Below are 12870 nucleotides of genomic sequence, written 5' to 3' on the forward strand. Positions count from 1 at the left end.
GCGGGAGGGCGGGGCGGGTACGGGGGGCGGGCGCGCGGGTCGGTTCGGAGGCGGGGCAGGCGGGTTATGCGAGGGGCGGCTGGGCCGTCGAGCCGCGGACGACGAGCTCCGGTTCGAACAGAAGCTCGCCCGAGTGGGTCTGGGATCCCTGGATCTGGGCGCAGAGCAGCTCCACCGCGGCCCGGCCCATCGCCTCGATGGGCTGGCGGACGGTGGACAGGGGCGGCTCGGTGCAGTTCATGAAGGCGGAGTCGTCGAAGCCGACGACCGAGACATCGGAGGGAACGCCGAGGCCGCGGCGGCGCGCGGCCCTGATCGCGCCGAGGGCCAGCGGGTCGCTCGCGCACACGATGCCGGTCACACCGCGCTCCCAGAGTCGCGCGGCGGCCGCCTGTCCGCCCTCCAGGGAGAACATCGACCGCTCGACGAACTCCTCGGACAGCTTCCGGCCGGCGGCCTTCGACGCGGCGCGGGCGGCTTCCAGCTTGCGGCGGGACGGGACGTGGTCGGCGGGGCCGAGGACCAGGCCGATCCGCTCGTGGCCGAGCGAGGCGAGGTGGCGCCACGCCTGTTCGACGGCGACGGCGTCGTCGCAGGAGACGCAGGGGAAGTCGAGGCCCTCGATGGGGGCGTTGATCAGGACGACGGGGATCTTGCGCTCGGCGAGCTGGCGGTAGTGGTCGTGCGGGGCGTCGGCCTGGGCGAAGAGTCCACCGGCGAAGACGACCCCGGAGACCTGCTGCTGGAGCAGCAGCTCCACGTAGTCGGCCTCCGAGACGCCGCCCTTGGTCTGCGTGCACAGCACGGGGGTCAGCCCCTGCTGGGCCAGCGCGCCGCCGATCACCTCCGCGAACGCGGGAAAGATCGGGTTCTGCAACTCGGGCAGGACCAGCCCGACCAGACGCGCGCGCTCGCCGCGCAGCTGGGTGGGCCGCTCGTACCCCAGCACGTCCAGGGCGGTCAGCACGGACTGCCGGGTCGCGTCGGAGACACCCGGCTTGCCATTGAGCACCCGGCTGACCGTGGCCTCGCTGACCCCCACCTTCTTGGCCACCTGAGCAAGTCGTCGCGTCATACACGCAAGCGTAGCGCAAGCCCCGCAAGAATTTTGCGGCCGTGTGAGCATCGGCATGATCCGATCACCGCCACATGAGTACGCGTACTCATGTGCGGAAACGTCGGCGGCGGCAGACTTCCGGATCTATGACGGATCGTCAAGGAGTGCGCATGACGCGGTGGAAGAAGGCTCTGGCAACGACGGCTCTGATGGTCGTCGGGCTGACGGGCACGGGGACGGGGCCGGCGGTGGCGTTGGCCGACGTCCTGCTGCCCCACCCCGGCCCCGGAAGGTCTGGTGTGGGTGCCGGAGAGGACCGGAGACGGCGGCGTCGTCTCGGCCGGCGCGTGGGACGGTCTGCCGACGGTCCTCACGGTGGCGTGCGAGGGCGGGGGCGACGTCCGCGTGACCATGGAGTCCCAGGGCACGGAGGTCGCCGCGTTCTCCGTCGACTGCCCCGCCGGCACGGCGGGAACGGGCTCGGTGACCATGGACGCGGGCGTGGTCCGGTCGGGATCCTTCGCGATCGGCGTGGACGCGTCGACGGAGGACGTCCGGTGGGCCCTGACGGTGACCCAGCCGGAGTAGCTCCGCCCGCGGACACCCCGGCCGTCACCCACGCGGCCGGGGACCGGGTCGTCACGCGCCTCCGTCATGCCCGGGCACGGGGCGGCCGGGCCGAGGGGCGCGGGGGCTCGGCTTCCCGGGGAGGGGAGGCCGTGGTGTACGAAGGCTCTGTGAACGAACAGATCGAGGCCTCCACCGTCCGCGTGTTCATAGCGCTCGCCCCGCCCGACGAGGCGAAGGACGAACTGGCGCGGGCGCTGCGGCCCGCCTACGACGCGTACCCGGGCATGCGGTGGAACCGCATCGAGGACTGGCACATCACCCTGGCGTTCCTCGGCGAGCTGCCGGTGAGCGCCGTCCCGGACCTGCGGGCGCCGCTGGCGCGCCTCGCGGCGGGGCGTCCGCCGCTGCGGCTGGCCCTGCGGGGCGCCGGGTGCTTCGACGAGCGCGTGCTGTGGAGCGGCGTCGACGGAGACCTCGAAGGGCTCCACCTGCTGGCCACCGAGGTCCGTGCCGCAGTCAGGGAGTGCGGGATCCCGTTCGAGGAACGGCCGCTGCGGCCCCATCTGACGCTCGCCCGGGCCCGTCGCGACGACTCGACGAGCGTGGTGGAGGCCGCTTCCGGACTCGCCGCCTTCGAGGGCCGTCCCTGGCCCGCCGAGCGGCTGCATCTGGTCGGCAGCAACTACGGCCGGGGGCCGGGGCCGATCCGCTACCGCGACATCGACGCCTGGCCCTTCGGCGCTCCGGCCCGCGAGACCGAGGGCGACGGGAAGCCGTGCCGCACCCGCACCACGACCTGACCCGACCGGCCCGCTCCGGGCACGGAGATACGGCCGCGGCTCCCGTGGTTCACCACGGGAGCCCCGGCCGTACCGGCGGCGGTGAGGCCGCCGTCATGTGGCGAGCAGTCGCTCGGTCACCTCGCGGTACGTACGCAGGGTGAGCCGGAGCCGTTCGGTGTCCACGCCTCCCTCACCCGAGGCGCCCTTGCCCTGCCAGCCCTCCCGGAGCGCGGCGCGGCGGTCCTGGAGGGAGGCGATGAGCTGCTTCTCCACCTCGTCCAGGACCTCCGCCGCCTCGGCGACGGCGTCGTGCGGCGAGTCGACGAACCCGGCGAGCGCGTGGTGCATGCGCCGGCCGAGCCGGTCCCGGTCGGTGCCGTCGAGCAGCGGCTCGGGCGCCGCACCGCCCTGCCCCTGACCGTGGGCCCGATCCGAGCCCTGCGCGAGACCGCCGTCAGCGGCCGGGCCGGTACCGTAACCGGAGTCCGTCCCCGGGGCGGTGCCCGGACCGTGACCGGCGCCGGGACCCTGGCCCGGGTCGGTGCCCGGCCCGGCACCCGGGGCGCGGTCCGTGTCGCGACCGGAGCCCGAGGCGGTGCCCGGGACGAAACCGAGGCCGGAACCCGGGCCCGTGCCCGCGCCGGAGGCGCGGCCGGCGCCCCTGCCCGGCTCCTTGCGCGTCGACACACCGGAGGCGTGGTGTGCGCCGTTCCCCGGATGGGCACCGCGCCCGTCACCACCCCGCTCGCCGGGCCCGGGAGCCGGGCCGGCGTGCGCGAGCGGGTCCGTCGTGGTTCGTCCGCGCGGCGCGGCGGGGGCCACGGCGGGGGTCGGCTGAGGACTCCCGTCGTTCCGGCCCGTGGCGCCGGGTTCGTCGGACGGTGCGGCGGACAGAGGGGACTGGGCGAGCGGTGTCGCCGGGGCTCCGGCGGCGCCCGGGACCGGCGGTGTGGGCGGCGGCGGAGGCGGCGGGGCCGCTGCTTCGTGCCGGGGGTCGGCTCCAGTCCGGTCGTCCGTCCACTGGTCCCGGTTCTCGCGTGCCATCAGGCACCACTTCCCTTCGGCTTGAGCAGGTGACCGCGGCTGTGCGCGGTCGTCCGGTGCGGGCGGGCCGACACGCCGGCCGAGGGTCCGGCCGTCGTCAGGTCGTCGAAGAGGGCACGCGCGTGGAGCAGGGCCTTGCGCAGTTCGTCGGTGGACGCGGACTCGGTGTGCGCGGCCCGGCGGGCCGTGCGCAGCCCCTCCACGTGACGCGGGTGGTGCACCGACAGGGCGTCGAGCTGGTCGTCGTGGCGGTCACCGGCCGGGAAGCCCCGGGTCGCGGCGATCCGCGAGAGGAGCTGGACGGCGTCGGTGACGGCCTGCCGAGGGGCGTCGACGAAGCGTTCCTGGAGGGTGGTCCACTGAGCGGTGTACTGCTCGCGGGCGGCGGGTTCCAGGGGCAACGGCCGGATGTGGCCGTGGCGTTCGACCCGGTCGAGCAGGTCGTGATGGGCCGCCTCGGTGTCGCCGCCGTGGCGTTCGAGGGTGCGGTCGTACTCGGGGCCGAAGCGCCGCTTGAGGGAGCGCTTGCCGCTCCCCGGCCCCGTGCGGGCCCGGAGGGCGAGACCGGCCACCAGCAGCACCGCGGCGACCGCCGCGATGATGAGGACAATGGTCAGGGTCGACATGGTTGCCTTCCTGGATCGTGACTCCTGGCTGGCTGTTCGTCACTGCTTGCAGAGCGCTCTGCCGGTTCGGCTTGCCGCATATCGAGGGGTCAAACCCGAAGCGGCCCGGCCCTCTCCGGGAAGGGGCCGGGCGTGCGGGATCCACGACCCTGGCCGGATACCCTCACCAGGCGCGCGGTGTCGGGAGCCGCCGGAACTCGGCGCTCACCGAGGCGATCCGGCTGCCCCCGGGCGGGAGCCGGCGCGACCGAACGGGCGGAACGAGAGGGACAACGGTGGACGGCGAGGCGAAGGCGATGGCACGGGCGGAGAAGGCCCTGGCCGCTCTGCGGGCGAACGGTGCGGTGCGTTCAGCCGACCCCTTCACCTCCGACGCACTCGACGCGTGGCCGATCCCCGTCCCCGCGGCGGTCCGCCGGGTACTCCTGGAGACCGGGGGCATCGCCACCGGGCCCGCCGCGGACGGGTCCGCGGGCGGCGACACGTACCGCTTCGGGCCGGAAGCCCGCCTCGCCCCGCGGGCGTTCCGAGGCGGCTACTGGACCCTCGGCGAGCGTCGCGCCGACCACCTCGGGGTGCTCGTGGGGGTCGACGGGGCGGACCGCGACGACTGGGGGCCGGTGCTGGCGGCGTCGTTCGGCGAGGACGGTGACGTGTGGGTGCTGGCCCCGACCTTCACGGACTGGCTGGCCGGGCTCGTCGACCCGACTCCCCCTCCCGCCACCGCGACGAGCGGGGGCCACGACGGCGGCGGCACGGCGTGCGTGACCGCGGTGCCCAGCGTGGCGGTGGCCGAGGGTCCCGACGCCGAACTCGCCGCGCTCGTCGGCCGCGGGGACCAGCTGACGGACGTGGTGGACCTGGCCGCGGTGCCCGACTACCCGTGCCGGGTGCGCTGGGAGCCGTACTACTCCCTGGAGTTCGAGACCGCGGACACCGGCGGCAGCGAGGTCGAGGCGGCCTTCTCCGGAGGCGGCCGCCTGCTGCTGATCCGCAGCGTGGTCAGCGGCGACTTCCTGGGCCGGCCCGTCCGCCGGCACACCGTGCCGTCCGACGCGCCGGCCCGCGCGATCGCCGAACTGCGTGCGCTGGCCGAGGAGTTCCCGGAGCGGGTGGAGCTGGAGCCCGGCTGCCCGGACGCCGAGAGGGGCGCCTGGCCCGTCACCGTGCCGGCGGATCTCCGGGAGGTGTTCCGGGAGATCGGCGCGGTCCGCGTCAGCGGTCTGCCGGACCTGATCCTGCTGCCCGGCGCCAAGGAGCACGAGGTCACGCCGGAGACGCACGCCATGCTCGGCGGCGACGGGACGTACTGGCCGCTCGCCCGGGTCGACTACGGCCCCTACGCGGCGCTGGCACAGATCCGGATCGACCCCGACACGGGAGCGTGGGGGTGTGCGGTGTCGGTGATGTCCACGCCGGGGACGCTGCGCGAGTTCCCCGATCTCACCCTGATCGCCGAGTCCCTGCCCGACCTGCTGCTGACCTATGCGCGGCTCGCCAGGGAAGCCGCGGCGCGTGAGCGCTCGGGCGGGACGTGGCGGCCGGAGGCCCCTTGGCTGTTCCCCAACACCGGGGAGGCGTGGCCCCGCCCGGTGCCGGTCGAGGAGTGGGCCGGGTCGGCCGATCCGCTGCTGGCGGCCGCGTCGGCGCTTCCGCCGGGCACGCACGCCGTGGACCTGCGCGGGGTGCCGGTGCCGGCGGACGTCTCCTTCCACCGGGCGGAGAGCTGGCCCTACCGGCACCCGCTGAAACGGCTCACGTTCCCGGGCGCGGGCACGCTGGTGGTGGCCGAACTCGAAGAGCGCCCGTGAGGAGAGGGCTTCCCGAGGACGGGTGAAGGCCGTGCCCCTCCCCGTCACTTGACGGAGCCCGCCATCACCCCCTGGACGAAGTGCCGCTGGAAGGCGAAGAAGACCACGACCGGGACGATCAGGGAGAGGAACGCGCCCGGCGCCAGCACATCGATGTTGCTGCCGAACTGCCGTACCTGCGACTGGAGTTCCACGGTCAGCGGCTGGGAGGAGCTGTCCGCGAACAGCAGCGCCACCAGCATGTCGTTCCAGACCCAGAGGAACTGGAAGATCGCCAGGCTCGCGAGGGCGGGCCGTCCGACCGGCAGGACGAGCCGGGTGAAGATGCGCCACTCGCTGCCCCCGTCCATCCGGGCGGCCTCCAGCATCTCGCGCGGGATGTCGGCGAAATAGTTGCGCAGCAGGAAGATCGCGAACGGCAGTCCGTAGGCGACGTGGAAGAGCACCACGCCGGGGATCGTGCCGAACAGGCCCAGCTGACCGAAGAGTTTGGCGACGGGCAGCAGGCCCACCTGGACGGGCACCACCAGGAGCGCGACGACCAGCAGGAAGATCCAGTCGCGGCCGGGGAACTCCAGCCAGGCGAAGGCGTATCCGGCGAGTGCGGCGAGGACGACGACGAGCACGGTCGTCGGCACGGAGATGAGCACCGTGTTCCAGAAGGCGCGGGTGAGGCCCGCGTTGGCCAGGACGGCCGTGTAGTTGTCGAAGGACAGCTGACCGGGTGCGGCCAGCGCGGTCCACCAGCCGCTCGACGCGCTGTCGTCGGGCGAGCGCAGCGAGGAGAGCAGCAGTCCGGCGACGGGGGTGACCCAGATCAGGCCGACGACCGCGAGGAACGCCTGGACCAGCCCGTTGCCGAGCCAGCGGCGGAGCCGGCCGCCCGGGGCCCGGCGCGGCGCCGTCCGCGGAGGTGTGCCGAGGCCGGACGGCGGGGCGGGGCGCTTCGACGGGGCCGGGGTGACGGTCGCGCTCATGACTGGCTCCTGCGGAAGCGGCGGACGTTGAAGACCATGGCGGGGATCACCAACAGCAGGAGCAGGACGCCGAGGGCGCTGCCGAGTCCCTGGTTGTTGCCGCCGCCGAAGGAGACGAGCCACATCTGGGTGGCGAGGACGGTGGCGTCCTCCTGCACCGGCCCGGGGGCGATGATGTAGATGAGGTCGAAGACCTTCATCACGTTGATCACCAGGGTGACGAAGACGACCGTGAGGACGGGTGCCAGCAGGGGGACGGTGATCTTGCGGAACACCTGCCATTCGCTCGCCCCGTCCATCCGGGCGGCCTCCAGCGCGTCCCGTGGGAGGGAGGAGAGACCGGCGCCGATGAGGACCATGGCGAAACCGGTCCAGATCCACAGGTACGCGCCGATGATCGCCGGGGTGACGAGGGCGGGACCGAGCCAGGAGACGCCTTCGTAGGGCGGCGCGAAGTTCGCCGCGGTCAGCCGCACGGTGTACGTGTCCCGCGCGTCGAGGCCGGTGAGGCGGTACGAACCGTCCGGCGCCGTCGTCGCCGTGGCGGCCGTCCTCCCGTCCCGTACGGCCTCCACCGTCAGGCCCGGCAGGCCGCGTTCGGCCGGGTCGACGACGCCGGGCCGGCCCCCGCCGCCGGGGGTGAAGTCGAGGAAGACGGCGCCGCGGACCTCGTCCGCGGCGGCCTTCGCGGGCGCCGCGGGCCGTGCGTCGGCCGGTACGTCCTTGGGGGGCACGCCCACCAGTCCGAGGTCGAGGGTGCCGCCAGGGGAGACGGCGGCGGTCGTGCGGTACGACCCGTCCGGGGCCTTCGCGACGCCCTGCCCTTCGCGCACCCGGGCGCTGGGGTAGGAGGCGGTGTCGGTGAAGGCGTCGTGCACGCCCACCACGGCCGCGTTGAGGACGCCCTTGTCGGGGTCCTCCTCGTAGGCGAGCCGGAAGATGATGCCCGCGGCGAGGAAGGAGACGGCCATCGGCATGAAGAGCAGCAGCTTGAAGGCGGTGGCCCAGCGAACCTTCTCCACCAGCACGGCGAGGATCAGCCCCAGGCCGGTGAGCAGGGTGGGGGCGACGACGACCCAGAGGGCGCTGTTGCGGATCGCGGTCAGCGTGGCCGGGTCGCGGAGCATCTCGGTGTAGTTCTCGCCGCCGACGAACCGGCTGCCGGAGGCGTCGAAGAAGCTGCGGCCGACGGAGAAGAGGACGGGGTAGACGACCAGCGCGCCGAGGAGCAGCAGCGCCGGCAGGACGAAGGCGACGGCGACGGTCCGCCGGCGGCGCTGGGCGCGCCGCCGGGGACTCGCGGCCCCCACGGGTGGGGTGAGGGTGGTCATGTCCGTCAGCCCTTGTAGGCCTTGGCCGCGGCGGCTTCGAGCGCGGCCGCGGTCGCCGCCGGGTCGGAGGGGTCGCGCAGGAAGTCCTGGAGCAGCTTCCACTCCCCCACGCCCTTGGTGCCGCCGAAGGAGGCCGGGGCCTGGTCCGACATGTCGAAGCGCACCGAGTCCCCGGCGTCGATCAGCGACTTGGCGGTCTCGCGGAGGGTGTCGTCGCCGTAGGAGGAGAGGTCCAGCTTCTTGTTGGGAGAGAGGAATCCGCCGGCCTCGGCCCAGACGGCGGCGGCCTCGGGGGTGGCGAGGTACTCGAGGAAGGCGGTCGCCGCCTTCTGGTTCTTGCCGTCGGCCAGGACGACGGCGGCGTCACCGCCGCTGACGACGGGGGCCTTGCCGCCCGTGACGGCGGGGAAGGGGAAGAACGTGGCGTCCTGGCCGATCTTCCGGCCGAACTGGTCCTTGGCGATGCCGGCGACGAAGTCGCCCTCGTACACCATGCCCGCCTCGGGGTCGGGGCCGAAGACCTTCTCGACGGAGCCGGGGAAGTCGGTGCCGAGCGCGCCCTTCTGGCCGCCGGCCAACAGCTTCGGGTCGGAGAACAGCGTGCCGAGGGTGGTGAGGGCCTTGACGACGGACGGGTCGGTCCAGCTGATCTCGTGCCGGGCGAGCCGGTCGTACTTCTCGGGGCCCGCCTGGGAGAGGTAGACGTTCTCGAACCAGTCGGTGAGGGTCCAGCCGTCCTCGCCGGCGACCGCGAAGGCGGGCAGGCCGGAGTCGGAGACCGCCTGGGCGCTCCGGAGCATCTCCTCGTACGTCTTCGGCGGCTTGACGCCCGCCTGTTCGAACGCCTCGGGGCTGTACCAGACGGTCGACTTGTGGGCCGCCTTGAAGTACAGGCCGTAGAGCTTGCCGTCGACGGAGCCGTACTCCTTCCAGACGGGGGCGTAGTTGGTGTCGACGGCCTTCGCGGTGGGCGCGGAGAGCGGCTTGAGCCAGTTCTTCTCGGCGAACTGCCGGAGGACGCCGACCTGCGGGACCATCACGACGTCGGGGGCGTTGCCGCCCTCGATCTTGCTGCCGACGACGGTGGAGACGTTGTCGCCGGTCGAGGTGAAGCGGGTCGCGGCGCCGGTCTTCTCGGTGAAGGCGTCGAGCACCTTCTGGAAGTTCTTCTGCTCGGCGCCGGACCAGACGCCGGCCACGTTCAGGGTCTGGCCTGCGAGTTCCTTGCCGCCGCCGCCCGCGCTGACCGGGCCGCCGCCGCAGGCGGTCGCCCCCAGCGCCAGGGTGAGGGCGGAGCAGCACGCCATCGCCGTGCGTCGTCGTATGGTCATGGTCATACCTCCGAGGTGGTGTGGTCGCCGATCCACCAGGCGGCGGTGGATCCGGGCAGGACGCCGTCCGGGCAGGGGCCGCTGGACAGCAGGGGGGCGCCGGAGACGGGTGCGGGCACCGGCGCTCCGGTGAAGTTGACGGCGCAGACGAGGCCTTCGCCGCGCACGAAGGCGAGGACGCCGGGGGGCGCCTCCAGCCAGCGCAGCGTGCCTTCGCCCAACTGCGGCAGGCCGCTGCGCAGTTGCAGACCGTCGCGGTAGAGGTGCCAGAAGGATCGGGTGTCGGCGAGGGCTCGGTCGGTGGCGTGTGCGGCGAACCAGCCGGGCTGCGGCAGCCACGGTTTGGCGCTCTCGGCGCCGGTGCTGAAGCCGAACGGCGAGGCGTGCCCGGACCAGGGCAGCGGGACGCGGCAGCCGTCGCGGATCCGGGCCCGGCTGCCGGTGCGCCGGAAGATGGGGTCGGTGAGGACCTCGTCCGGGAGGTCGACGACCTCCGGGAGGCCGAGCTCCTCGCCCTGGTAGATGTAGGCGGCGCCGGGGAGCGCCAGCATGAGCAGGGCGGCGGCGCGCGCCCGGGCGGCGCCCAGGCCGCTGCCCTCGGTGCCGGATTCGCCGTAGCGGGTGACGGTACGGACCTGGTCGTGGTTGTTGAGGACCCAGGTGACGGTGGACCCCGTGCCGGCGATGTCGCGCATGGCCTCGTCGATCACGGCGCGGAAGGCTTCGGCGTCCCAGGGGGCGCCGAGGAGGTCGAAGAAGAAGGCCTGGTGCAGTTCGTCGGGGCGTACGTAGGCGGCCTGCTCCCTGGCGTTCGGGACGGAGACCTCGCCGACGAGGAGCCGCTCGCGTCCGTCGCGGGCGGTGTACTCCTCGCAGACCGACCGCCAGTGCCGCCAGACGTCGTGCACCTCGGGCTGGTTCCAGGCGAGCGGGTTGACCGAGTCGCGGGTCCGGGCGTCGGCCTCCGGGTCGGAGGAGTCCGGGAGACCGGGGTGCTTGAAGAGGCCGGCGGCGACGTCGATGCGGAAGCCGTCCACGCCCCGGTCCAGCCAGAAGCGCAGGACGTGCTCGAAGTGGGCGCCCACCTCGGGGTTGCGCCAGTTCAGGTCGGGCTGCTCGGGGGTGAACATGTGGAGGTACCACGGGCCGGGGGTGCCGTCCGCCTCGGTGATCCGGCTCCAGGCGGGGCCGCCGAACATGGCGTGCCAGTTGTTGGGCGGCTCGTCGCCGCCCGGGCCCCGGCCCTCGGCGAAGTGGAACCGGGCGCGGGCCGCGCTGCCGGGGCCGGCGGCGAGCGCCTCGCGGAACCAGGCGTGCTCGCTGGAGCAGTGGTTGGGGACGATGTCCAGCAGGACCTTGATGCCGAGCCGGTGCGCGTCGGCGACGAGGCGGCCGAACTCCTCCAGGTCGCCGTAGACGGGGTCGACGTCGCAGTAGTCGGCGACGTCGTAGCCGTGGTCGGCCTGCGGCGACGGGTAGAAGGGGCTCAGCCAGATGCCGTCGACGCCGAGCTTCTTCAGGTACGGGAATCCGGCGCGGACCCCGGCGAGGTCGCCGATGCCGTCACCGGTGCTGTCCAGGAAGCTGCGGACGTAGACCTGGTAGATCACCGCGTCGCGCCACCAGGGGTGGACGGGGTGGTGTGCGAGGCGCTGCGCGAGGCCGTCGCCGGCGGGAGCTGTGAGCATCACCCGTTGACCTGTTTCTTCGTGAAGGGGTGCGCGCCATCCAGAGCGAATAGCGGTTATGCATGCATGTTAGGTAGGGGTGACGAGAGGGTGTCAACGACTGTGCGGAAACCGGCGGCATTTGCGTTTTATGTACGGGTTTGAACCACGCACTTGACGGCAAAGGTGTGCCAGGGAGATACCTAACAGGTAACTAGAGCGTCACGAGCCTGACCACGGGGCCCGTGGGCGCCCGGACCTCGACCGCGGCCGCGCGGAGGCGGCAGGCGGGGCGGTCAGCGGCGGTGGGCGATGGCCGCGAGTTCCCCGGCGAGCCGCCGTACGGCCGCCTCGGGCGTCTGGTGCTGGGCCATGGCGTCGTGCACGACGGCCTGGACGGCCAGCGTGACCTGTTCGTACCGCGGGCTCTTGGGGCGTGGCTCCGCGGCGAGCACGCTGGCGCGGAGCGCCGGCAGGTAGGGGAAGCGCCGCACCAGCTCCGGGTCCCGGTACAGCGCGGCGCGCACCGGCGGGAGCGCGCCCTCGGTCAGCACCCGGCGCTGCACGGGCTCGCTCGTGAGGTACGCGATGAGGTCGCGCGCCGACTCGGGGTGCCGCGCCTGGCTGCTCACCGCCAGGTTCGACCCGCCCAGCACGCTGGTGCCCGGTCCGTCCGGGCCGGGCAGCGGCACGGCGCCGAACCTCCCCGCCACCGCGGAGTCCGGCCCCGAGGCGCCGGCGTAGGCGTAGGGCCAGTTGCGCAGGAAGAGCAGCCGGCCGTCCTGGAACGCCCGCCGGGACTCCTCCTCCGTGTACGTCAGCGCCTCGCGGGGGATCCAGCCGTCGCGGACGCCCCGGGCGAGGAATCCGATGCCTTCGCGGGCGGCCGCCGACTCCACCGTGACCCGCTCGCCCTCGTCGCCGAGGATGGTGCCGCCCGCGGAGTAGACGGCCTCGGCGGCGTTGACGGTGAGGCCTTCGTAGGGGAGGAACTGCCCGGCGTATCCGCCGAGGCCGTGCCGGGGCGCGAGCGTGCGCGCCTGGCGCTCCAGCTCGGCCCAGGTCCGCGGCGGCCGTTCGCCCTCGCGGGCGAGCACGTCCTTGCGGTAGAAGAGCATCCCGGCGTTGGTGACGTACGGGACGGCGTACAGCTTGCCGTCGTACGTCGCCGTGTCCACGACCGGTCGCAGGAAGCCGTCGAGCGGGAGCCGTGCCCGGTCCACCGGGGCGATCCAGCCGGCGGCGGCGAACTCCGTGGTCCAGGCCACGTCGATGTTGAGGACGTCGAAGCGGCCCGCGCCCGATCGGAGATCGGTGATCATCTGGGCCCGGGTCTCGTCCGCCGCGTCGGGCAGCTCGACCAGGGTGACCCGTTCGTCCGGGTGTGCCCGGTTCCATCCGTCGAGTACACGGCCGAGATAGCCGGTGAGGTCACCGGCCGTGGCCAGGGTCATCGGGCCCCGCCCGCCCCCGCGCTCCCCGGCCGCCGGGCCGGCGCCGGAGGTCACGTAACCGGTCAGGACGATCATGACGACCAGGAGACCCCTACCCGCGGCACGCATCCACCGCATAGGTTCCTCCCTGTACACCGGCGCAGGACCTCGGCGTCCCGCGTCTCGGGCATGTATACCCGTTAGGCATGGGCGATACTAGAGCCCACATCACATCGGGAGC

The 12870-nt window shown here is 73.5% G+C and carries 11 protein-coding genes; 3 read left to right on the forward strand and 8 right to left on the reverse strand.

Annotated elements, in window-relative coordinates:
* Positions 1 to 64: 64 nt before the first annotated feature.
* Positions 65 to 1075 carry a substrate-binding domain-containing protein gene (locus ACFZBD_RS06755; RefSeq protein WP_391136621.1) on the reverse strand — a complete coding sequence of 337 codons (1011 nt, stop codon included), beginning with the start codon at positions 1073 to 1075 and terminating at the stop codon, positions 65 to 67.
* Positions 1076 to 1360: 285 nt separating this feature from the next.
* On the opposite strand from ACFZBD_RS06755, the gene ACFZBD_RS06760 reads away from it, so the two are divergent.
* Positions 1361 to 1645: a hypothetical protein gene (locus tag ACFZBD_RS06760; RefSeq protein WP_391136623.1), complete on the forward strand. Its 285-nt coding sequence runs from the start codon at positions 1361 to 1363 to the stop codon at positions 1643 to 1645.
* 149 nt (positions 1646 to 1794) lie between these two features.
* Complete coding sequence (gene thpR / locus ACFZBD_RS06765) at positions 1795 to 2427, forward strand: RNA 2',3'-cyclic phosphodiesterase (RefSeq protein ID WP_391136626.1); 633 nt, start codon at positions 1795 to 1797, stop codon at positions 2425 to 2427.
* Positions 2428 to 2520: 93 nt separating this feature from the next.
* On the opposite strand, the gene ACFZBD_RS06770 is transcribed toward thpR, so the two are convergent.
* Both ACFZBD_RS06770 and ACFZBD_RS06775 read right to left on the reverse strand, forming a co-directional pair.
* Positions 2521 to 3096, reverse strand: a complete 576-nt coding sequence (locus tag ACFZBD_RS06770; RefSeq protein ID WP_391136633.1) for a hypothetical protein — start codon at positions 3094 to 3096, stop codon at positions 2521 to 2523.
* A 356-nt stretch (positions 3097 to 3452) separates the two neighbouring features.
* A complete protein-coding gene (locus ACFZBD_RS06775) occupies positions 3453 to 4079 on the reverse strand; it encodes a hypothetical protein (protein WP_391136636.1) in 627 nt (208 codons plus the stop codon).
* A 275-nt stretch (positions 4080 to 4354) separates the two neighbouring features.
* Between ACFZBD_RS06775 and ACFZBD_RS06780 the strand changes: the two genes are divergently transcribed.
* A complete protein-coding gene (locus ACFZBD_RS06780) occupies positions 4355 to 5890 on the forward strand; it encodes a hypothetical protein (RefSeq protein ID WP_391136639.1) in 1536 nt (511 codons plus the stop codon).
* A gap of 44 nt (positions 5891 to 5934) precedes the next feature.
* On the opposite strand, the gene ACFZBD_RS06785 is transcribed toward ACFZBD_RS06780, so the two are convergent.
* The 5 genes from ACFZBD_RS06785 to ACFZBD_RS06805 form a co-directional block, all read right to left on the reverse strand.
* On the reverse strand, positions 5935 to 6867 hold the full coding sequence (locus ACFZBD_RS06785; RefSeq protein WP_391136642.1) for an ABC transporter permease subunit: 933 nt from the start codon (positions 6865 to 6867) through the stop codon (positions 5935 to 5937).
* A complete protein-coding gene (locus ACFZBD_RS06790; RefSeq protein ID WP_391136645.1) occupies positions 6864 to 8198 on the reverse strand; it encodes an ABC transporter permease subunit in 1335 nt (444 codons plus the stop codon). Before ACFZBD_RS06790 ends, ACFZBD_RS06785 begins: the two co-directional genes overlap by 4 nt.
* 5 nt (positions 8199 to 8203) lie before the next feature.
* The gene (locus ACFZBD_RS06795) at positions 8204 to 9529 is read right to left on the reverse strand and encodes an extracellular solute-binding protein (RefSeq protein ID WP_391136648.1); all 1326 of its coding nucleotides are present in this window, start codon (positions 9527 to 9529) and stop codon (positions 8204 to 8206) included.
* Positions 9530 to 9531: 2 nt separating this feature from the next.
* Entirely contained in the window at positions 9532 to 11217 is a 1686-nt protein-coding gene (locus tag ACFZBD_RS06800) for an alpha-amylase family glycosyl hydrolase (protein ID WP_391136651.1), read from the reverse strand.
* 275 nt (positions 11218 to 11492) lie between these two features.
* The gene (locus tag ACFZBD_RS06805) at positions 11493 to 12767 is read right to left on the reverse strand and encodes an extracellular solute-binding protein (protein ID WP_391136654.1); all 1275 of its coding nucleotides are present in this window, start codon (positions 12765 to 12767) and stop codon (positions 11493 to 11495) included.
* Positions 12768 to 12870 lie beyond the last annotated feature (103 nt).

The organism is Streptomyces sp. NPDC008121, from assembly GCF_042957155.1.
In the GTDB taxonomy this organism is placed as follows: Bacteria; Actinomycetota; Actinomycetes; order Streptomycetales; family Streptomycetaceae; genus Streptomyces.

Excerpts from the sequence above, each read along its gene's own strand:
- ACFZBD_RS06785 (WP_391136642.1), bottom strand. The coding sequence starts at position 6,867 with ATGAGCGCGACCGTCACCCCGGCCCCGTCGAAGCGCCCCGCCCCGCCG.
- ACFZBD_RS06790 (WP_391136645.1), bottom strand. The coding sequence starts at position 8,198 with ATGACCACCCTCACCCCACCCGTGGGGGCCGCGAGTCCCCGGCGGCGC.
- ACFZBD_RS06805 (WP_391136654.1), bottom strand. The coding sequence starts at position 12,767 with ATGCGGTGGATGCGTGCCGCGGGTAGGGGTCTCCTGGTCGTCATGATC.
- ACFZBD_RS06775 (WP_391136636.1), bottom strand. The coding sequence starts at position 4,079 with ATGTCGACCCTGACCATTGTCCTCATCATCGCGGCGGTCGCCGCGGTG.
- ACFZBD_RS06795 (WP_391136648.1), bottom strand. The coding sequence starts at position 9,529 with ATGACCATACGACGACGCACGGCGATGGCGTGCTGCTCCGCCCTCACC.
- ACFZBD_RS06800 (WP_391136651.1), bottom strand. The coding sequence starts at position 11,217 with ATGCTCACAGCTCCCGCCGGCGACGGCCTCGCGCAGCGCCTCGCACAC.
- ACFZBD_RS06755 (WP_391136621.1), bottom strand. The coding sequence starts at position 1,075 with ATGACGCGACGACTTGCTCAGGTGGCCAAGAAGGTGGGGGTCAGCGAG.